Source organism: Halosubterraneus shenae (assembly GCF_050510935.1).
GTDB lineage: Archaea > Halobacteriota > Halobacteria > Halobacteriales > Haloferacaceae > JBDGPU01.
The window spans coordinates 1-18,815 of sequence record NZ_JBNLVO010000008.1 but is presented as its reverse complement, the minus strand read 5'-3'; the positions used below and the strand labels follow the sequence as shown (position 1 = coordinate 18,815).

General features: G+C 66.6%; 20 protein-coding genes. 10 read left to right on the top strand and 10 right to left on the bottom strand.

The window, feature by feature from the left end; genetic code table 11:
- Window positions 1-180 precede the first annotated feature (180 nt).
- The 5 genes from gcvT to ACQE3M_RS14985 are packed head-to-tail and all read left to right on the top strand — an operon-like array spanning window position 181 to window position 4,749.
- A complete protein-coding gene (gene gcvT / locus ACQE3M_RS15005; RefSeq protein WP_430506342.1) occupies window positions 181-1,368 on the top strand; it encodes a glycine cleavage system aminomethyltransferase GcvT in 1,188 nt (395 codons plus the stop codon).
- A gap of 1 nt (window position 1,369) precedes the next feature.
- On the top strand, window positions 1,370-1,750 hold the full coding sequence (gene gcvH / locus ACQE3M_RS15000; RefSeq protein WP_430506341.1) for a glycine cleavage system protein GcvH: 381 nt from the start codon (window positions 1,370-1,372) through the stop codon (window positions 1,748-1,750).
- Window positions 1,751-1,763: 13 nt separating this feature from the next.
- Window positions 1,764-3,083 (top strand): aminomethyl-transferring glycine dehydrogenase subunit GcvPA, encoded by a 1,320-nt coding sequence (gene gcvPA, locus ACQE3M_RS14995; RefSeq protein ID WP_430506340.1) that lies wholly within the window; start codon window positions 1,764-1,766, stop codon window positions 3,081-3,083.
- Window positions 3,083-4,519 carry an aminomethyl-transferring glycine dehydrogenase subunit GcvPB gene (gene gcvPB / locus ACQE3M_RS14990; RefSeq protein ID WP_430506339.1) on the top strand — a complete coding sequence of 479 codons (1,437 nt, stop codon included), beginning with the start codon at window positions 3,083-3,085 and terminating at the stop codon, window positions 4,517-4,519. The genes gcvPA and gcvPB overlap by 1 nt, the downstream gene beginning before the upstream one ends.
- On the top strand, window positions 4,483-4,749 hold the full coding sequence (locus ACQE3M_RS14985; protein ID WP_430506338.1) for a hypothetical protein: 267 nt from the start codon (window positions 4,483-4,485) through the stop codon (window positions 4,747-4,749). The genes gcvPB and ACQE3M_RS14985 overlap by 37 nt, the downstream gene beginning before the upstream one ends.
- Window positions 4,750-5,289: 540 nt before the next feature.
- On the opposite strand, the gene ACQE3M_RS14980 is transcribed toward ACQE3M_RS14985, so the two are convergent.
- Window positions 5,290-6,051 carry a class I SAM-dependent DNA methyltransferase gene (locus ACQE3M_RS14980; RefSeq protein ID WP_430506337.1) on the bottom strand — a complete coding sequence of 254 codons (762 nt, stop codon included), beginning with the start codon at window positions 6,049-6,051 and terminating at the stop codon, window positions 5,290-5,292.
- 212 nt (window positions 6,052-6,263) lie between these two features.
- On the bottom strand, window positions 6,264-6,398 hold the full coding sequence (locus ACQE3M_RS14975) for a hypothetical protein (protein WP_430506336.1): 135 nt from the start codon (window positions 6,396-6,398) through the stop codon (window positions 6,264-6,266).
- Window positions 6,399-6,748: 350 nt separating this feature from the next.
- On the opposite strand from ACQE3M_RS14975, the gene ACQE3M_RS14970 reads away from it, so the two are divergent.
- Complete coding sequence (locus ACQE3M_RS14970) at window positions 6,749-7,078, top strand: hypothetical protein (protein ID WP_430506335.1); 330 nt, start codon at window positions 6,749-6,751, stop codon at window positions 7,076-7,078.
- A 7-nt stretch (window positions 7,079-7,085) separates the two neighbouring features.
- Complete coding sequence (gene aceA, locus ACQE3M_RS14965; protein ID WP_430506334.1) at window positions 7,086-8,159, top strand: isocitrate lyase; 1,074 nt, start codon at window positions 7,086-7,088, stop codon at window positions 8,157-8,159.
- A 107-nt stretch (window positions 8,160-8,266) separates the two neighbouring features.
- Here the strand turns inward: aceA and ACQE3M_RS14960 are convergent, their stop codons facing one another.
- Window positions 8,267-9,514, bottom strand: a complete 1,248-nt coding sequence (locus ACQE3M_RS14960; RefSeq protein WP_430506333.1) for a CaiB/BaiF CoA transferase family protein — start codon at window positions 9,512-9,514, stop codon at window positions 8,267-8,269.
- Between the two features lie 160 nt (window positions 9,515-9,674).
- Here ACQE3M_RS14960 and ACQE3M_RS14955 point away from each other — a divergent pair, with 160 nt between their 5' ends.
- The 3 genes from ACQE3M_RS14955 to ACQE3M_RS14945 all read left to right on the top strand — a co-directional run bounded on the left by ACQE3M_RS14955 (window position 9,675) and on the right by ACQE3M_RS14945 (window position 11,739).
- Window positions 9,675-10,469: an SDR family oxidoreductase gene (locus ACQE3M_RS14955; protein ID WP_430506332.1), complete on the top strand. Its 795-nt coding sequence runs from the start codon at window positions 9,675-9,677 to the stop codon at window positions 10,467-10,469.
- 98 nt (window positions 10,470-10,567) lie between these two features.
- A complete protein-coding gene (locus tag ACQE3M_RS14950; protein ID WP_430506331.1) occupies window positions 10,568-10,915 on the top strand; it encodes a cupin domain-containing protein in 348 nt (115 codons plus the stop codon).
- The gene (locus tag ACQE3M_RS14945; RefSeq protein ID WP_430506330.1) at window positions 10,915-11,739 is read left to right on the top strand and encodes a fumarylacetoacetate hydrolase family protein; all 825 of its coding nucleotides are present in this window, start codon (window positions 10,915-10,917) and stop codon (window positions 11,737-11,739) included. The genes ACQE3M_RS14950 and ACQE3M_RS14945 overlap by 1 nt, the downstream gene beginning before the upstream one ends.
- Window positions 11,740-11,964: 225 nt before the next feature.
- Here the strand turns inward: ACQE3M_RS14945 and ACQE3M_RS14940 are convergent, their stop codons facing one another.
- The 7 genes from ACQE3M_RS14940 to ACQE3M_RS14910 form a co-directional block, all read right to left on the bottom strand.
- Complete coding sequence (locus ACQE3M_RS14940) at window positions 11,965-12,318, bottom strand: hypothetical protein (protein ID WP_430506329.1); 354 nt, start codon at window positions 12,316-12,318, stop codon at window positions 11,965-11,967.
- A 478-nt stretch (window positions 12,319-12,796) separates the two neighbouring features.
- Entirely contained in the window at window positions 12,797-12,961 is a 165-nt protein-coding gene (locus ACQE3M_RS14935; RefSeq protein WP_430506328.1) for a DUF7838 family putative zinc beta-ribbon protein, read from the bottom strand.
- 509 nt (window positions 12,962-13,470) lie between these two features.
- Window positions 13,471-14,457, bottom strand: a complete 987-nt coding sequence (locus ACQE3M_RS14930) for a metal ABC transporter permease (protein ID WP_430506411.1) — start codon at window positions 14,455-14,457, stop codon at window positions 13,471-13,473.
- 20 nt (window positions 14,458-14,477) lie between these two features.
- Window positions 14,478-15,344, bottom strand: coding sequence for a metal ABC transporter ATP-binding protein (locus ACQE3M_RS14925; RefSeq protein ID WP_430506327.1), 867 nt, complete (start codon window positions 15,342-15,344; stop codon window positions 14,478-14,480).
- A gap of 2 nt (window positions 15,345-15,346) precedes the next feature.
- Window positions 15,347-16,423: a metal ABC transporter substrate-binding protein gene (locus ACQE3M_RS14920; protein ID WP_430506326.1), complete on the bottom strand. Its 1,077-nt coding sequence runs from the start codon at window positions 16,421-16,423 to the stop codon at window positions 15,347-15,349.
- A 146-nt stretch (window positions 16,424-16,569) separates the two neighbouring features.
- Window positions 16,570-17,466 (bottom strand): bile acid:sodium symporter family protein, encoded by an 897-nt coding sequence (locus ACQE3M_RS14915; RefSeq protein ID WP_430506325.1) that lies wholly within the window; start codon window positions 17,464-17,466, stop codon window positions 16,570-16,572.
- A gap of 161 nt (window positions 17,467-17,627) precedes the next feature.
- Window positions 17,628-17,867: a SelT/SelW/SelH family protein gene (locus ACQE3M_RS14910; protein ID WP_430506324.1), complete on the bottom strand. Its 240-nt coding sequence runs from the start codon at window positions 17,865-17,867 to the stop codon at window positions 17,628-17,630.
- Window positions 17,868-18,815: the final 948 nt, after the last annotated feature.

The window sequence follows — 18,815 nt, the reverse complement described above, 5'->3', positions numbered from 1 at the left end:
GGGCTATTGATCCGACAACGGTATTCACGGGCGACCGCGCGGTGAGCGATCCATGCTGGCGTACATATAAACCAGATTCAAAAGTCTGATGTACATATTTGTGTATCATCGACGCGTCGGAGAGCCGGAGATTCCGGTCTCGATAACAAAACATTAGGTACGCCGGCCGCACGATTCGGTATGGCCCGACAGCAACCGCCGCTGTACGAGGTCCACGAGGCCGCGGGGGCCTCGTTCACGGATTTCGGCGGGTGGGACATGCCGGTGGAGTTCGACTCCATCCGGACTGAACACTCGGCGGTTCGTGAGTCCGCAGGCATCTTCGACGTCTCGCACATGGGCGAGATCGAGGTGTCCGGACCGGACGCGACGACGCTCATGCAGCGGTTGACGACCAACGACGTGACCGCGCTCGACCCGGGCGACTCCCAGTACTCGACGATCACGGACGAGGACGGGATCATCATCGACGACACCGTCGTCTACCGGCTCCCGGACGGGACGCCCGCGGGCGAGGCCGTCGACGGGCGCCTCGCCGCCGGCGAGGCCGACGGCGACCACCCGAGCTACCTCTTCATCCCGAACGCCGGCCACGACGGCCAGGCGTACACGCGCTGGGTGGAGTACCGCGACGAGCGCGACCTCGACGCCGACGTCGAGAACACGACCGACTCCTGGGCGATGTTCGCCGTCCAGGGGCCGGACGCGCCGGACCTCGTCTTCGACGCGGTCGAAACCGGCTCGGAAGGTATCGAGTCCACGGCCGGCGGCGGCGACGCCGCGGCCGTCCGCGACCTCTCGAAGTTCCAGGCCACCCACGCCGAGGTCGCCGGCGTCGAGAGCTGGGTCGCCCGCACCGGCTACACGGGCGAGGACGGCTTCGAGGTCGTCTGTCCCGCCGTCGACGCCGAGGCGGTCTGGAACGCCTTCGACTGCCAGCCCTGCGGGCTCGGCGCCCGCGACACGCTGCGGATGGAGTTCGGCTTCCTCCTCTCCGGGCAGGACTTCGACCCCGAGGAGAACCCGCGCACCCCCTTCGAGGCGGCCATTGGCTTCGCCGTCGCCCTCGATACCGAGTTCGTCGGCCGCGACGCGCTCGCGGCCCAGCAGGAGGCCGGCGTCGACGAGACGTTCACCGGCCTCGTGCTCGAGGAGCGCGGCGTTCCGCGGCACGGCTACGAGATAACGGACGGTGACGGCACCACCATCGGCGAGCTCACGTCCGGGACGATGAGCCCGACGCTGAACCAGCCGATCGGCCTCGGCTACGTCGACGTCGACTACGCCGACAACGGCACCGAGGTCGCCGTCGCCGTCCGTGGCGAGGAGAAGCGAGCGACTATTACAGCCCCACCCTTCATCGACTAACATGAGTTTCGACGTCCCAGACGACCTTCGATTCCAGGAATCACACGAATGGACAACGACCGACGAGCCGACCCGGATCGGCATCTCCGACTTCGCCCAGGACGAGCTGGGCGACGTCGTCTTCGTCGAACTCCCCGACGAGGGCGACGAGATCGAGGCCGGCGAGGCCTTCGGCGTCGTCGAGTCGATCAAGGCCGTCTCCGACATCTACGCGCCCATCTCGGGCGAGGTCGTCGCCGTTAACGAGGCCCTGTTCGACCGCCCGGAACTGGTCAACGAGGACCCGTACGGCGACGGCTGGCTGATCGAGGTGGCGCCGGCCGACGAGGCCGAGTTCGACGAGCTCCTCGACGCCGACGAGTACAGCGAGCAGATCGAATGAGCGGGGGAATCTGATGGGCGGAACACCGTACGCACCACACACACCCGACGAGACGGCGACAATGCTCGACGCCATCGGCGTCGATAGCGAGGCCGAACTGTTCGACATCCCCGAGGAGGTTGCCTTTGACGGCGAGCTCGGGCTCGCGGAACGAACCGAGCGCGAGACGCGCCAGCTGGTCCGGGGGACCCTCACCAGCAACGACGACCTGACGGAGTTCCTCGGCCGCGGCCACTACAGCCACTACGTCCCGAGCGTCGTCGACCACCTCTCGGACCGCGCGGAGTTTCTGACGAGCTACACGCAGTACCAGCCGGAGATCGCCCAGGGGTTCCTCCAGGCGTTGTTCGAGTACCAGTCGATGCTCGTCGAACTGACGGGGCTGCCGGTCGCCAACTGCTCGATGTACGACGCGGCGACCGCGCTCGCCGAGGCCGCGACGCTCTCGGATCGCGTCCGGTCGACCTCGGGCGACGTCGTGCTCGTGCCCGAGCAGCTCCGCGAGGGCAAGCGCTCGGTCCTCGAGAACTACTGTGACGGCGTCGACCTCACCGTCGAGGAGTACCCGATGGTCGACGGCAACGCCGACGTCGACGCGCTCGCCGAGCGCGCGGGCGAGGACGTCACGATGATCTACGCCGAGAACCCGACCGTCCGTGGCCCCATCGAGGAGAACCTCGCCCGGATCGGCGACGTCGCCGCCGACACGGACGCGCTGTTCGTGCTCGGCTCGGACGTCGTCGCGCTCTCCATCCTGCAGGAGCCGGCCGCCGTCGGCGCCGACGTCGTCGTCGGCGAGGCCGGCGCGCTCGGCCTCCCGGCCTCGTACGGCATGGGTCTCGGGCTGTTCGCCTGCAAGGACGACTACCTCCGGCAGGTGCCGGGGCGGCTCGTCGGCGCGGCGGAGGACGCCGAGGACACCCGGACGTACACGCTGACGCTCCAGACGCGCGAACAGCACATCCGGAAGGAGCGCGCGACCTCGAACATCTGTACGAACCAGGCGTGGGTCGCGCTCCGCGCGGCGATGCACGCCGCCACGCTCGGGCCGGACGGGCTCGTCGACCTCGCGGAAACCTGCGTACGCGACGCCCGCGAGCTCGCCGACCGCCTCGACGACCTCACGGGCGTGAAGGCGCCGGTCCACGACCGCCATCACCTCCGCGAGTTCGCGGTCCGGACGGACCAGCCCGCGAAGGCGATCGCCGGCGACCTCGAAGCGGAAGGGTTCGCCGTCCACGCGATCGACGACCATCTGCTGCAAGTGTGTGTGACCGACCTGAACGCCGAGCACGCGGACGACCTCGTCGCCGCGTTCGAGGAGGTGGCCTGATGAACTACGACCAGGCACGCTACAGCCGCGACGGCCAGCACGAACCGCTCCTCTCGGAGAAGAACGAGACCACGGTCGACACGACCGAGGACTCGCCGCTGCCGGACGACCTCACCCGGGACGAGCTGACGCTCCCCGACCTCTCGGAGCCGGAAATCGCCCGGCACTACACGCGGCTCTCCCAGATGAACTGGGCCATCGACGCCGGCCCGTACCCGCTGGGGAGCTGCACGATGAAGTACAACCCCAAGTTCACGGAGGACGTCGCCGCCGACCCCAACGCCGCGGTTCACCCGGACCGCAGCGCCGAGTCGGTCCAGGGCAACCTCGAACTGCTCCACGGGCTCCAGGAGCAGCTCGCGACCATCGGCGGGATGGACGCGGTCACGCTCCAGCCGCCCGCCGGCGCCGCCGGCGAGTTCACGGGCATCCTCGTCGCGAAGCAGTACCACGAGGCCCACGACAACGACCGCAGCGAAGTGATCGTCCCGGCGTCCGCGCACGGGACCAACTTCGCCACGGCCGCGATGGCCGGGTACGACGTGGTCGAGCTCCCGTCCGGCGAGGACGGGCGCGTCGACCTCGAGGCCCTCGAAGCCGCCGTCTCCGAGGACACCGCCGCCCTCATGCTCACGAACCCGAACACGGTCGGGCTCTTCGAGCGCGACATCGAGGAGATCGCCGAGATCGTCCACGACGCGGGCGGGCTCCTCTACTACGACGGCGCGAACCTCAACGCCCTGCTGGGCCGCGCGCGCCCCGGCGACATGGGCTTCGACATCATGCACTACAACGTGCACAAGACGTTCGCGACGCCCCACGGCGGCGGCGGGCCGGGTGCCGGTCCGGTCGGCGTCGTCGACGAGCTCGCGGAGTACCTCCCGAGCCCGCGCGTCCGCGAGACGGAGACCGGAGCCGGCTACGAGCTCTACGAGCCCGAGAACTCGATCGGCAAGGTCCACGGCTTCCTCGGCAACTGGCTCGTCCTCGTGAAGGCGTACGCCTACATCGCCCGCCTGGGCGACGACGGGCTCCTCGACGCCTCCGCGAAGGCCGTCCTCAACGCGAACTACCTCGCCGAGCAGATCGACCTGGAGATCCCGCACGGCCCGTTCCACCACGAGTTCGCCGCCACCTCCGGCGAACGCGACGCCGCCGACGTGGCCAAGCGCATGCTCGACTACGGCGTCCACCCGCCGACGACGAAGTGGCCCGAGATGGTGCCCGAGGCGATGCTGACCGAGCCGACGGAGATCGAAGGGAAAAGCTCGCTCGACGACCTCGCCGAGGCGTTCAACCTCGCGTACGCCGACAGCGACGAGGTGCTCGAGAGCGCGCCGAACCGGACGGCCGCCGCCCGGATCGACCAGGTGTCGGCCGCCCGCGACCCGCAGCTCTCGTGGCAGGCCATCGACGCCGACGCGAACGCGGACTGAGCGGACTGTCGGCGGCTTCGCCATCGCCGTCGTTGTCGCTGTCGCCGTTGCTGTCGCTGTCGCCGTTGCTGTCGCTGTCGCCGTTGCTGTCGCTGTCGTCGTCGCTGTCGTCGTCGCTGTCTCTTTCGTCGGCGCTGTCGCTGTCGTCGTCGCTGGCACCGCCCCTGGACAGTCGCCAGCAGGACCCAGTGGCTGAGTCAGTCGCGTTCGTCGAAACTCGTCGGCCGTGAGTCGGGTAGTACAGTGCAACAGCGGCCGACTGTTTCGCTCGGCAACCGCTCTGCAGAATCAGCTATCGACGAGGTCGCCGTGGCGGTACCGCGATCGGTGTTCCGTGACGACTGGAGGAAGTACCAGCTGATCGCTTCGAGTAGTACCATCGTGATTCGACCCATCCGGGTTTACAGTGTCCGTAGAATTGCCACGATAGCACACTCCGAGGACCCTCCGCGGGTTCGGGCACTGATAGCAGCAACAGCACGAACTCGACGTCGCCGGTCTCGGGCGGAGTCCTGACCGTGTCGAGCGGACTCCGCCGGAGGGCCGTGACCACGCGTCTATTGCTGCTGGTACTGCCGGTCGGGTTTCCCGGAGGGCCCTGAAGGGACTGCCGAGAAGAGGGCCAACGTCTTTTATAAGACGCGGATTCCTGTTGCGCTTCTCGATCGGTGATATTTCCGACGGTCCCTGGTCGGTACGGCTGTTCCATCCCTCGAGAGGCGCCCGCCTGGTTCGCCGTGTCGTGTTCGAATTAGCTGTCGAAGTGGGGCTTATTTCACGGCGTGGAGTATCGTTGGGCCGTCCCGCTCGACGATCTCGACGTCTGCAAAGCCAACCTCGGTAAACGTTGACTCGAGTGCGTCCGGGTCGTGGAAGCGGCCGTGAAACACCGTACCCATTCTCGCTTCAGTATCTCGGTCGTTATCCCGGATGACGAACAGGTACGTCGTCGTGTAGTGACCCTCCGTCGAGGTTAGTGCGCTAATCGAGTGGCGGTCCAGCGAGAACCGTTCCGATTCGACTGTTTGAACCTCCTTACTCCCGTTGTCCACACTCTTGTCGAACGGCTGGAAGAAGGTGATAAACGTCCCCCCGTCTCGAAGACTCCGGTAGACGTTCTCGGCGAAGGACTCGATACTGCGGTCATCGGTGAGATGCAGTAACCCGCCCATGAGGACGGCCGCGTCGAATACCAGCCCTTCGTCAGCGGCCGACCACTCCGTGAAATCGGCCTCGAGAACGTCGGCCTCCTGGACTTTCTCCCGGGCCAGTTCCAGCATCGCTTCGTTGTTATCAACGCCCAGAACCGCATCGTACTCGTCTTCGATCCGCGTCAGAAGCGGGCCGGTTCCGCACCCCAATTCAAGCACCCGACTCGTCCTGTCTGGTTCGAATTGCTTCAGCAGGTTTACCTGCAGATCCTGATTGAGAATCCGTGAGTGATAGAAGTCGTAGAGTTCCGGATACTCGTAGAAACTTCGCTGCCGATGCGGGTTCTCGTGTATGTCCTCGATGACGCTCGAGAGACTCATATGACCACGCAGGCGCATTCCGGAGAAAGAAGTACCGGGTCCGTGTGAGTTGTTGTCTCCCATCGTGCTATCCCACCCATGTATAGACCGATCGGAACTGCACCGAACTTTTCGGTTTCTCTGCTGTATTCGCGTGACTGCCAGAAACCCAGCCAGCTCTCACGGGATCGACTGTCGCCGAACACGACTCACAACAGCACTGCCGACCAGCGCTACCCGCAGTCGTCCCCGCCGTCGCCCAGCTGCTTCGCGGCCTTCCGGACGCCGTAGATGCCCCATTCCGCCGAGTAACAGAAGACGCAGCCGCGGAACTCGGGCGTCGCGAGGTCGGTCTCGGATTGGCTCATGGTGGGCGTGGTAACTCCCCGCACACCTAATGGTACCCCGCCCGTGCACAGTGTCCGCACAACCGATGAGCGGACGTGGTCGCGGTCCATCCCGGCGCCTCGAACGTCGATATCGGACGTGCGTTTTGTTTTCAGGTGTATTCGACCTATAGTGTGGCAAGTTACCAAGGGCCATTTAAGGAGCCTCGTCCACCTAAAACCCATTAACGAATATTATCATTATTGTTCATTACATTTATTTAGGAGTCCCCGGTCTTCCCAGGTGCGCATGGCAGTACACGTATCCGCTCACGCACGCACCGCGCCGGAACCGTTCGACAGCCGATCGCCGCAACCCCCGACACGACCGAATGCCACGAACTGACGACTCCCCCACGACCCGGACGAACCGCTCCGCGACCATCTCGATTCCCGGCCGCACGCCCCTGACGGAGGAGGCCGGGGCGCCCATCGTTCCGACGGCGCCGCCGACGGCGAGGCCGCCGAGTTCGCCGAACGACGACCCAGCCGACCAGCGACGGCGACGGCGCCCGCCGGCTGCCGGCGAGCGCAACGCGCCGCTCGTCCCGGATCTGCGCCGGACCGAGCGGCGCCGGACCGAGCGGCGCCGGGCCGACGCGACGCCGACGAGTACCGAGCCAACGACGACCGAGCAGCCGCGCGACGACCGACCCAACTAACCCATCCATGCATCCCAACGACCTCGACGACGACGTCTTCACCCGTGATATCGACAACCCGGCCGGCCGCGAGTTCCGGGAGCTACTGGACGAGCAGGACTACGTCTTCGCCCCGGGCATCTACCACGCGCTCGACGCGCGCCTCGCGGAGATGGCCGACCTCGACGCCGCCTACATGAGCGGCTACTCCACGGTCCTCGGGCAGTTCGGCTTCCCGGACCTGGAGATGGTCTCGATGACCGAGATGGTCGAGAACGCCAAGCGCATGGTCGAGGCGACGAACCTCCCCATTGTCGCCGACTGCGACACCGGCTACGGTGGGGTCCACAACGTCCGCCGGGCCGTCCGCGAGTACGAGAAGGCCGGCGTCGCCGCGATCCACATCGAGGACCAGACCTCGCCGAAGCGCTGCGGCCACATCGCCGGCAAGCAGATCGTCTCCCGCGAGAAGGCCCGCTCGCGCTTCGAGGCCGCCGTCGACGCGAAGCAGAGCGAGGACACGGTCATCATCGCGCGCACGGACGCGTACGGCTCCGCCAACGGCGACTGGGAGGAGCACCTCGAGCGCGGCCGCATCTACGCCGACGCCGGCGTCGACATGGTCTGGCCCGAGATGCCGGACCCGTCCCGCGAGGACGCCGTCCGGTACGCCGAGGAGATCAAGGAGACCCACCCCGACCTGGAGCTCGCGTTCAACTACTCCTCGTCGTTCGCGTGGAGCGAGGAGGAGGATCCGCTGACGTTCCAGGAGCTGGGGGATCTGGGGTACAGCTACATCTTCATCACCCTCTACGGGCTCCACTCCGGCGCCCACGCCGTCTACGAGGACATGGAGAACATCGCGGAGAACGCCGAGGAGGCGCAGTGGGACCTCGAGGACCGCTACATCGGCCACGAGACGGAGAGCCACCACGAGCTCTCCTTCGTCCCGCGGTACCAGGACATCGAGGCCCGCTTCGACCCCGAGGCGAAGCAGCGCCAGGAGGAGTCCGCCGGCTTCAGCGAGGAGGAGAGCGACCCGATCAGCTCGGACTCCGAGGAGCCAGCGGAGGCCCCGCCGTCGTCGACCGACGACGACTGAACTCCGAACGGGCTCGCCCGTTCAGTGCCCCCGACCGATGACCGGTAACACGACGGCAAGGTTGGTCCGGCACCCGAATCGCTCGACGGAACGAACCGACTGGTAGCTCACTCGTGTCCCGGTGACTCCGGGATCACGCCTTTCTCTCGCAGCGTCGACAGGTCCCCGTCTGTGTAGCCATACTCCCCGAGCACGTCGTCGGTGTGCTCGCCGAGCAGCGGCGGGTGCCGACGGATCGTCGTCGGCGTCCGCGAGAAGTGCATCGGGGAGCCGGGCATCTCCACCTCGCCCGCGGTGGGATGCTCGACCGAGGCGCGCATCCCGCGAGCCTCGATCTGGGGGTCCTCGAACAGCTGCTCCATGTTCTTCACGTCGCTGGCGGGGACGCCGTGGTCTTCCAGCAGGTCGACCGCCTCCCGCGTCTCGTACGTCGCGAACTCCTCGTCGAGGATCGGGTCGAGTTCCTCGCGGTTGCGCACGCGCTTCTCGTTGGTCTCGAAGCGCTCGTCGGCAAGCAGCTCCGGCCGGTCGAGGGCCTCACAGAGGTTCGGCCAGAAGTTGTTCGACGAGCAGGCGACGACGACGTAGCCGTCGGCGGTCTCGAACGCCTGGTACGGTGCGATGGAGGGGTGTTTGCTCCCCATCCGCCCCGGCGACTCGCCGGTGGCGAAGTAGTTCATCGCCTGATAGCTCATCCAGGCGGCCTGCCCGTCGAGCAGACTCACGTCGATCTTCTGGCCCGTGCCGTCGCCGAGTTCGCGTTCCAGCAGCGCGCCGAGGATCGCCTGTGTGGCGAACATCCCGGCGCCGATGTCCGCGAGCGCGACGCCGACGCGGACTGGCGGGCCGTCTTCCATCCCGGTGATGCTCATGAGCCCGCCCTTCGCCTGCATCATGATGTCGTAGGCCGGCCGGTCCTTGTCCGGCCCCCACTCCCCGTACCCGGAGAGCGCGCAGTAGACGAGTTCCGGGTTGTCGGCGGCGAGGTCGCCGTACTCGAGGTTCCACTCCGCCATCTTCCCGACGCGGAAGTTGTGGACGACGACGTCGGCCTCGCTCGCGAGGTCCCGGAACACGGCCCGACCTTCCTCGCTTGCGAGGTTGAGCTCGACCGAGCGCTTGTTGCGATTGACGGACATGTAGTAGGCGCTCTCGTCGCTCTCGCCGTACGTCGGCGGCCGGAAGGTGCGCGTCTGGTCGCCCGAGCCCGGGCGCTCGATCTTGATCACGTCCGCGCCGAGGTCGCCGAGCTGCATCGTGCAGAAGGGGCCGACGAGCACGCGCGAGGCGTCGAGCACGGTGAGTCCGTCGAGCGGCCCTTCGTCCTCGTCGGCGGTCTCCGCTTCACCGACCATCGGCACCTCCGGACCGGCTGGCCAGCCGCGACGCGCCGGCGCCGCCGTTCGAAATCGGTTGCATGCTCGGAGGTTCCACTCCGCGCATTTAAACGCGCTGACGGCGGCTTCCCCGGCCGCGTCGCCAACGATTAAGCCGTCGTAGGCGACACGGTGAGGTATGGACCTCAATATCGACGGCAACGTCGCGTTGACGACCGGATCGTCCAGCGGCCTCGGCTTCGCGTCCGCGAAGGCGCTCGTCCGCGAGGGAACGAACGTCGTGATCAACGGCCGCGACCAGGACCGACTGGAGGAAGCGGCCGAGGAACTCCGCGAGGAAGCAACGGGCGACGCGCGCGTCGTCGCCGTCCAGGGCGACCTCACGAACGAGGACGACATCGACGAACTCGTCGACACGACCCTCGAGGAGTTCGACCGCCTCGACCACCTCGTCACCTCCATGGGCGGCCCGCCGTCCGGCGCGTTCCTCGAGACGTCCGACGAGGACTGGGAGGAGGCCTACGAGCTGCTCGTGATGAGCGTCGTGCGCCTCACCCGGAAGGTCGCGGAGCCGCTCCAGGCCGACGACGGCGGCACCATCGTCAACATCACCTCCCGCTCCGTGAAGGAGGCCATCGACGGGCTCGTGCTGTCGAACTCCGTCCGGATGAGCGTCATCGGCCTCGAGAAGACGCTCTCGAAGGAACTCGCCCCCGAAGTCCGCTCGAACGCGGTGCTGCCGGGCCCCCACGAGACGGGCCGCATCGAGGACCTCATCGAGCAGGCCATCGAGCGCGGCGAGTACGAGAACTACGAGGAGGGGCTCGACGACTGGGGCGCGAACCCGCTGGGCCGCATCGGCGACCCCATCGAACTCGGCAACACGGTCGCGTTCCTCTCGTCGCCGAAATCCGGCTACATCAACGGCGAGACGGTGACCATCGACGGCGGCGCGTCGCAGTCGAACCTGTAGGCAGCACCGCCGCAGTCCGGGTTTTTGAACACGAGAGCGACCGCGTCCACTCCGCCGCTTCCACAACCGCTTAGGCCCGGCTGTGCCACCGACCGGGTATGGAACACGTCCCATTTGACGACGCCGAGAAGTACGAACCGGACGAAGGCTGGATGCGCGCGTCGCTGGCGGGCAGCGACCGGGCGACCTTCGAGTGGTTCGAGAAGCCGCCGGGCCACTCCTCGCCGATGCACGACCACGAGAACGAGCAGGTCTGCGTCTGTCTCGAGGGCGAGCTGACGGTCCATACGGAAGAGGAGTCCGTCACCCTCGAGCAGTACGACTCCGTCCACCTCGACGCCTGGGAGTCCCACCGCGTCGAGAACGAGAGCGACGAGCGCGCCGTCGGCCTCGACGTGTTCGCCCCCGGCCGCGGCTTCGACTTCTGGACGGACCGGGAGGAGTAATGGCCGGACAGCAACGCCTCGCCCGAACGGTCGAGGGACGACCACTGCTCGGCGACGACGAGGGGTTCGTTCCGCTCGCGTCCGCGGGCTTCGACACCGTCGACGACGCGCTCGGCGCGACCGACGAGCTGCCCGACCTGGACGCGCTTCCCGCGAGCCGGCGTCCGGCCGAGCACCACCAGCTCGCCACGCCGTTCGACCCGGGGAAGCTGTGGGGGATCGGGCTCAACTACGCCGACCACGCCGCCGACCTCGACGAAGTTCGTCCCGACGAGCCGGCGAGCTTCATGCGCCCGGCGACGAGCCTCGCCGCCCCTGGCGGGCCGATCCAGCTCCCGCCGATCGAAGAGAGCGAGCGCGTCACGGCCGAAGCGGAGCTCGGCGTCGTGCTGGGTCGCACCTGTCGGGACGTCGACGCCGACGACTTCGGCGACGTCGTCGCCGGACTGGTTCCCGTTATCGACGTGACGGCCGAGGACGTCCTCGAACGCAACCCGCGGTTCCTCACGCGGGCGAAGAGCTACGACTCGTTCCTCGTCGTCGGCCCCTGGATCTCGGTGCCGGCGACGCGGGACCGGCTGGCGGACGTCTCCGTCCGGACCGTCGTCAACGACGAGGTCGTCGCCGAGAACACGCTCGACCGCATGCTGTTCTCGCCGCCGGAGCTGGTCGCGTTCCACTCCCGCGTGATGACGCTGGAGCCCGGCGACCTCATCTCGACCGGGACGCCCGGCGCCGGCGTGGTCGAGGACGGCGACACGGTACGCGCCGAAGTCGACGGCGTCGGCGTACTCGAAGCCGACGTCGTCCGGCGCGAGCCGTAATTGCGATAGCGACATCCGGTTTATAAGTGGGGTTTGGGGGTCGTGGCGCGAGCCGAACACCGAGCTATTTTGTCTGGAATTCCCGCTGTTAACGATTTCTCGTCGATTGCGACACCACTCAGTCCGTCTCGAAAGTCTCAGCCGCTGAGATTGTCACCCTTATAAATAACGTCGATTATCGTCGCCGACGACGCCACTCAACATGGTTCGAAAGCCCCAGCCGCTTTAGCGCTCGCGCTGCTCGATGCCGCCTCGGGCGACACGGAGTGGTCGACGACGATCACGTCCGCCAGCGACGCAGCCGTTCGCTCGCCGGTCCTCGACGACGTAGACGGTGACGGTTCCGGGGAGGTCGTCGCTGTCGCCGAACCGGGAAGCGTCACCGTATTCGACGCGTCGTCCGAAAGCGAGCTGGCAACCTACGAGCGAAACGTGCCGATACTGCCGTTCGCGACGACTGCGGACCTCGGCGACGGTCGCGCCGAGATCCTGGTTCGCTACGGGGACGGCCGGGTCGTCGCGCTCGATCTCGAGTCCTGAACGCAACGACCCGACTGAGAGGTCCAGTATCGGGGTCACGGTGACCCTAAAATCCGATCACGCCCCCTTTCGACTGTCCCCCTCTCGAGCCCTTAGCAGTCAGTCCGCAACGGTCGCTATCGGCTCCGAGACGCAGCGTTCGGCTGGTTTCGGAAAAGCTCGAGGATCGATCCGACTCTCTCTTTTGCTATCGCGATATACAGTTTATCAGTCGTCGTCGCGGCATCAAAACGGGAAGGTTGGATACACGATCGCGCCGTCCGGAACCGGAAACAGCGATATCAGTCCTGGTTGCTCATCCCGTTTCGACGAGCTCCGTGGGTCGACTACGACACTTTCGAAAAGGGGTGGTAAGGTGAATTCGGAGTCAGTGTCGACGCAGTAGCCAGGACAACGGAGTGCAAATTGCACGCCCGGTCGCACGTGCGTGGAAACTGACCTACGACCCTCGTGATAGAGCGGTCCCTCGAGGGTGTCTTTCGGGGCGTCACCCCAGGGGTTCGGGGCGGAGAAGCGGTCAGGCTTCCAGCGTCGAGATACCGTTGATTTCGATATATCCGTAGCTACACTCGGGACACCGCCACTTCGACTTCTCACCCAGGTGAAGCGTCGTCGCGGCCGTCCGGTAGAACGGATGGGTCTCCTCACAGCGCGGACACTCGATCTCTTTCTCCAGAGCCATACGTTGGATTCCGTCCGCGTCCATGTTTAACATGTTGATTCGCCTTACCGCCGACCAGCTCGCTGGAGCAACCTCCTCGGAAACACGAAGTTCGATAGCTCGCCATCGGGATCGTCGTGGTTTGGGGTGCGTCCAAACACGAGACACCGCTGGGTAGAGTACCGGAAGTTGCTGGCGCTATCGTCGTTCGGAGGTCGGTGTCCCGATCGGACCGCTCGAACGCCGCAGCCGTCGATCGGCTGCTGCAGCTGTCGTCGAGGACCCGTCGCTCACGACTCGACTGTCGCTACGGCCGTCCCGAGACCTCGGCGGATGCGGGAACGAACGCCGCTATCTTTTAAGTATGCCTCTCAATAAACCGCATATCGCGATATCGAATGTGTCCCGGTCGTTCCAGTTACTGCTTCGTCGCTACGAACGATCCTCGAACGACGAAGCTCGTACGACGTTTCCCACCCTCGGTGGGACGTTGCGTCACGTGAGCCGGAAGAACCCGGTCCGGAGTTCGTTCAGTCTCCTCGTGCTTCGGCATCGGTAGCGTCGATGGCGTCAAGCTCCGGCGTCGAGTCCTCGCCGAGTCGCGTCTGAACCTTGCCGAACACCACTGCGAGGACGTACAGCCCGACGGCGACGAGGACGATGACCCCGCCGGCCGTCGCCTGCCCGTAGTAGGCGACGCCGATGCCGAGCAGCACCGCAAGTTCCGCCAGGACGACGGAGACGAGGATGGACTCGCTGAAGCTCCGGGAGACCTGCGTCGCGCCGGCGACGGGCACGACGAGCATCGCCGCGACGAGGATGACCCCCATGATCTGCATCGCGCCGACGACGACCAGCGCGGTCAACATCACCATCACGCGGTTGTACCAGCTCACGGAGAGGCCGGAGACCTCGGCGGCAGTCTCGTCGAACGTCACGTAGAGGAGCTGATTGCGGGTGAGAGCGACCGTGGCGACGATGATCCCGAAGAGGACGAGCAGGATCGCCGCGTTCTCGGCCGAGACGGTCGAGAGGTTCCCGAAGAGGTACTGGTTGACGCCAACGGCGAGGCCGCCGGCGTTGATGCTGATCAGGGTCGTCCCGAGCGCGAACCCGGTCGAGAGCACGATGGCCATCGACACGTCGTTGTAGGCGTCGGTCGCTTCCGAGATCAGTTCGATGAACAGCGCGGCGATCACCGCGACGACGACGGCCGTGAGGTACGGGGAGACGCCGAGCTCGAGGACGGCGTTCAGGAACAGACCGATGGCGACGCCCGCGAAGGCCGTGTGCGCGAGCGCGTCGCCGATGAGCGCGAGCTGGCGGTGGACGAGGAACGTGCCGATGAGGGGGGCCATGACGCCGATACACAGCCCGACGAGGATCGCCCGATGCATGAACGAGTACTGGAGGAGTTCGAGACCGGTGACGCGGGCGACCGCGAACAGCAGCGCGGACCAGAGCTCGAGGAACCAGTAGAGGGGTCCCAGAACGACGTCGATCGTGCTCGACTGCATCGGGGTGCTGGCTGGCACGCTCACGCGGAATCACCCACGAACTTTGCGGCCGTGCCGAACGCTCGGCCGAGGGCGTCGCTCTCGACGAACTCAGCGGCCGGGCCGTCGAAGTAGACCTCGCGGTTGAGACAGACGACGCGGTCGGCCTGCTCGGCGACGGCCCCGAGGTCGTGCTCGATGAGGAGGACCGTGATACCGCGGTCGTTGAGCGCGTCGAGGAGCTCGTAGAAGGCCTCGACGGATTCCGCGTCGACGCCGACGGTCGGCTCGTCGAGGACGAGCAGGTCGGCCTCGCTCGCGAGCGCACGGGCGATGAAGGCTCGCTGGCGCTGGCCACCGGAGAGCTGGGTGATTCGTCGATCCGCGAACGCGCTCATTCCGACCGTCTCGAGCGCGTCGTCGACGATGTCCCAGTCCGCGTCCGACAGCCTGCCGAACCCGACGTGCGGGAACCGGCCCATCTTCACCACCTCCCGCACGGTGATGGGCATGTCCTTCGCTGCGGTGGCCTGCTGGGCCACGTACCCGAGCCGGTTCCCATCGTCGAACTGGTGGGCAGGCTCGCCGAACAGCCGTGCCGTTCCCTCGTCCGGCCGGAGGAGGCCGAGCATGAGCTCCAGCAGCGTCGATTTCCCGGAACCGTTCGGGCCGACGATGGCGACGTACTCGCCCTCGTCGACGCCGAGCGAAACGTTCTCGACGACCGGCGTCGCCGTGTAGCCGAACTCGACGTCGGCGAGTTCGATGACCGTCTCGCGTGAACTGCGCGCCTCGTCGGTTGCGGCCGTCGCTTCGGCGGTTGGGTTTCGGTCTTCGTCGGTCAAGGTTCCCGCCTCAGCCGACGAGTTCTCCGTCTCGTCGGTCGGGACTGCGACGTCCTCAGCCATGGTCACTCGAAGTTCCGCCATTGCTCGGCCCAGCCCTCGGGGCCGGCTTCCGCGGGCGTTTTGTTGCCGACGACGACGTTGAACGTCGGCATGTTGATCTCGTAGGCGATCTCCTCGTAGCCCCAGTTGTTCTCGACCCAGTCCTCGCGCACGCCCGCGTACGGCGTCACCGGGAAGTAGGCCGTCACGGGGGTCTCGGCGACGAGCTGTTTCGCCGGGCGGCGCGACTCGAAGACGCCGTTCGCGACGTACTCGATGTCGTTGGCCTCGATCACCTCCTTCGCCTCGGTGATGTCGGAGGGTTTCACGTCGCCGCTGGCGGCGAGGTTGACGACGAGGGGCCGCATTCGGACCCCGTAGCGGTTGCCGACGTACTGGAACGCGTTGTGCGCGGCCAGCTGGACGACTTCGCGGTCGGCCTCCTCGAAGATCGTGCGGTAGTCCCGGTCGATCTGCTCGAGGACGTCGGATTTGTACGTCGACGCGTTCTCACGCAGGGTAGACTCGTGGTCGGGCGCGAGGTCGACGAACCCCTCCGTGATGCTGTCGACGGACTGCTTCGCGCGCTGGGGGTCCAGCCAGAAGTGCGGGTCCTTCCCCCGGTCCTCGCCGACGCCTTCCTCCTCCTCGTCGAGGGTCTCCGCGAGCGAGATCAGCTCGACGTTCTCGCGGACGTTGATGAGCTGGGTGTCGACGTCGTCGTCCTCGAGCGTCTGGATCGCCCGGTCCGCCCACGGCTGGAACCCCTCGCCGACGTGGACGAACGCGTCCGCCTCGATGATCTCCCGCGTGACGCTCGCGTTCGGTTCCCAGCCGTGCCCGTGGAGGCCGGTCGGCACCAGGTTCTTCACGTCGATCGGCGTGTCCTGGGCGATCTTCCGACCGAAGTCGTAGAAGCTGAAGAAGGACGCGACGGCGACGGGGCCGTCGTCGCTGTCGCCCCCGTTCGACCCAGTTTCGCCGCTCGCGCCGCCGCCGAGACAGCCAGCGAGACCGGTCCCGAGAAGGCCGGCACCGGCCGCGAGCGCCTGCCGGCGTGTAGATTCCCGTGGTTCTTCCGCTCGTCGCGTGTCGTTCATCTCGTCTGATAGTGAGTGGACGAACAATATAGTAGTTTGGATCAAATCCAGAATTTAGACAAGTCTAATCCTTTGCGTCTGAGCCGAGCCTCCCTGATCCGAAAGCACCGAGAATCTGCCCGTTGCTTCGCGCGAAGTTCCTGGTACTAGCGGAAAACCCGCACCAGCACGGCGCTCGAGAGCATCTCGACGATCCCGAAGACCACCGCCGGAAGCGACGCGGCCGCGGGGAAGCCGGCGGCGACGACGAGCGCCGCGGCGATGGCGAAGTCCCGCATCCCGACGGAGAGAGCCGCCGCGATGCGCGTCTCCCGGTCGCTGGAGACGGAACTGAGCCAGCCGAGCGCGTAGCCGACGGCGTTCAACAGGAGGCCGCCGACTCCGACGACGGCGAGCGTGTCGACGTTCCCGCGGATGAGCGCGGCGTTCTCGGCGGTCACTCCGCCGATGATGAGGACGACCATCACCGCGGACACCGACGAGTAGAGCGCTTCGCGGCTCGCGACCGGGTCCGTGTAGCGAGCGCGGATGCCGATGGCCAGGATCATCGGGATCACGACCGCGACGAGCAGCTGCGTCACGACTGCGAACCCGTCGACGGCGACGCGCCCGCCGAGCAGGACCGTCACGACGGCCGGGATGAACAGGCTGCTGCCGAAGCCGATGACGACGAGCGCGATCGACGCGAGGGCGGTGTCGCCGCCGGCGAGCTTCGTCATCGTCGGCGTCACGAGCTCCGGCGTCACGGCGCCGAGCAGCACGAACCCGGCGGTCAGCGCCGGCGAGAGCCCGAGTGCCCGGGCGATGGCCAGCGCGACGACCGGCATCGCGACGTGGCCGAGCAGGATGGACCCCAGCCCGGGTACGTCGACCTCGCGGAACTCGCCGAGCGACAGCGTCAGGGAGACGCTGCCGACCATGACCGCGAGGATGAGGGTCGATAGCTCCGTGATCACGCCGACCGCCGGAACGAGGACGCCGACGAGCACCGAGGCGAGTATCCAGAGGAGCAGGTAGTCGTCGACGAGCGTCGACACGCGCATTCAGGCGACCCCGCTACCGGTGGCGGCGCCCAGCCTGTACTGCGTTACGTTCCGACCGGCGGTCCGCATTTCCTTTGCGGTCATCGTCGATGCCCCTTGAGTCTGGCCCTGCCGCGTCCGTCTCCGTGGTCGCGGACCCTGTACGTCCCCGATGGACGGGGTTACGTCGCGTTCGCGCGCTCGGCGACCGCGTCGACGATCGCGTCGACGTCGTAGCCCCGCTCTTTCATGTCGTAGACGAGGTCGCCGTCGACGGCGATCCGGAACACGCCGCCGCGACCCGGCGTCAGCGCCACGGCGTCGAGGTCGTGCCCGAACTCCGCGAGGATGCGGTCCGCGGTGTCCAGCGCTTCGCGCCGTCGATTGCAGGAGACGCAGTACTCGATCTCGATGTTTGTCATGGTCTTTCGTGTTAGTATATACCGCGCCGCCTGATAAAGGCGGGATACCCTGCAGGTAAGTGGTGAAAGATGGATGTTTGGCTTTAATCGACGGTGACCAGGCGGGGAGTATCGGAATTCTTCCGCGGCGAGATCGGGCTGTTCGCGTCGAAATCCCAAGCTGCTGCGAGGGTCGCATTTATAAATGATTCCGGGCATCGTCGCTTGCGACACTACTCGGCATGCCCAGAAAGCCCCAGCCGCTGAGCGGTCGCGATTTTATAAGTAAGAGTGGTGATTGCCATCAGCGACACCACTCAGCATGCCTAGAAAGCCCCAGCCGCTGAGCGGTCGCGCTGCTCCCTGCGCTCCTCACCCGGCTCGCTCCCTACGGTCGCTCGCCGGGATTGCGGTGCTTACTTCGCAGGGCGTCCCGCTCAGCGACTGCCCCTTTCAGTCCCGCCCGGGAGTGGTGGCCGGATGTCGCTCGCAGCGGTTCTTCGGCGGGCGTCGCTGGCCGGCTGTCCGGCATGCAGTGCAGGGCGGTCGGCGCGCGCGCGAGCAACGCGTGCGAGGGAGGCCGGGGCGCGCCGATCGGTGCGGTGCTGTGCCGGCGCGCCCCGGCGGAGGCTGGGGTGGACTGAGGTATTGCGGTTGCGTTGCAGGCGGTGCCGTTGCCGTGCGGTCGCGGTCCTGGCGGACTGAAAGGGCGATGGCCGGTCGCGCCAACGGGGAGTCGCTGAGCAGGCCCTATCTGCGCGGGCGGTGCGGAGAGCGCAGATATCCTGCTCAGCGACCGCGAGCGGCCGAGGGCTTTCTGGGTGTTTGCGGTACTGTCGAGAGCAAGACCGTATCGCCTTTTTGAACCCGGTTATAAAGAGCGGCCGAGGGATTTCCGCGGTGTTAAGTTAAGGATGAGGCGGGAGGATCTTCTAGTGCCTATGCCAGAAACCGCCCGCCTCACCGAGT

What these genes read in the sequence shown, in the direction of transcription:
- gcvT (WP_430506342.1), top strand. Translation starts at nt 181, where the DNA reads ATGGCCCGACAGCAACCGCCGCTGTACGAGGTCCACGAGGCCGCGGGG.
- gcvH (WP_430506341.1), top strand. Translation starts at nt 1,370, where the DNA reads ATGAGTTTCGACGTCCCAGACGACCTTCGATTCCAGGAATCACACGAA.
- gcvPA (WP_430506340.1), top strand. Translation starts at nt 1,764, where the DNA reads ATGGGCGGAACACCGTACGCACCACACACACCCGACGAGACGGCGACA.
- gcvPB (WP_430506339.1), top strand. Translation starts at nt 3,083, where the DNA reads ATGAACTACGACCAGGCACGCTACAGCCGCGACGGCCAGCACGAACCG.
- ACQE3M_RS14980 (WP_430506337.1), bottom strand. Translation starts at nt 6,051, where the DNA reads ATGAGTCTCTCGAGCGTCATCGAGGACATACACGAGAACCCGCATCGG.
- ACQE3M_RS14975 (WP_430506336.1), bottom strand. Translation starts at nt 6,398, where the DNA reads ATGAGCCAATCCGAGACCGACCTCGCGACGCCCGAGTTCCGCGGCTGC.
- ACQE3M_RS14970 (WP_430506335.1), top strand. Translation starts at nt 6,749, where the DNA reads ATGCCACGAACTGACGACTCCCCCACGACCCGGACGAACCGCTCCGCG.
- aceA (WP_430506334.1), top strand. Translation starts at nt 7,086, where the DNA reads ATGCATCCCAACGACCTCGACGACGACGTCTTCACCCGTGATATCGAC.
- ACQE3M_RS14960 (WP_430506333.1), bottom strand. Translation starts at nt 9,514, where the DNA reads ATGGTCGGTGAAGCGGAGACCGCCGACGAGGACGAAGGGCCGCTCGAC.
- ACQE3M_RS14955 (WP_430506332.1), top strand. Translation starts at nt 9,675, where the DNA reads ATGGACCTCAATATCGACGGCAACGTCGCGTTGACGACCGGATCGTCC.
- ACQE3M_RS14950 (WP_430506331.1), top strand. Translation starts at nt 10,568, where the DNA reads ATGGAACACGTCCCATTTGACGACGCCGAGAAGTACGAACCGGACGAA.
- ACQE3M_RS14945 (WP_430506330.1), top strand. Translation starts at nt 10,915, where the DNA reads ATGGCCGGACAGCAACGCCTCGCCCGAACGGTCGAGGGACGACCACTG.
- ACQE3M_RS14935 (WP_430506328.1), bottom strand. Translation starts at nt 12,961, where the DNA reads ATGGCTCTGGAGAAAGAGATCGAGTGTCCGCGCTGTGAGGAGACCCAT.
- ACQE3M_RS14930 (WP_430506411.1), bottom strand. Translation starts at nt 14,457, where the DNA reads ATGCAGTCGAGCACGATCGACGTCGTTCTGGGACCCCTCTACTGGTTC.
- ACQE3M_RS14925 (WP_430506327.1), bottom strand. Translation starts at nt 15,344, where the DNA reads ATGGCTGAGGACGTCGCAGTCCCGACCGACGAGACGGAGAACTCGTCG.
- ACQE3M_RS14920 (WP_430506326.1), bottom strand. Translation starts at nt 16,423, where the DNA reads ATGAACGACACGCGACGAGCGGAAGAACCACGGGAATCTACACGCCGG.
- ACQE3M_RS14915 (WP_430506325.1), bottom strand. Translation starts at nt 17,466, where the DNA reads ATGCGCGTGTCGACGCTCGTCGACGACTACCTGCTCCTCTGGATACTC.
- ACQE3M_RS14910 (WP_430506324.1), bottom strand. Translation starts at nt 17,867, where the DNA reads ATGACAAACATCGAGATCGAGTACTGCGTCTCCTGCAATCGACGGCGC.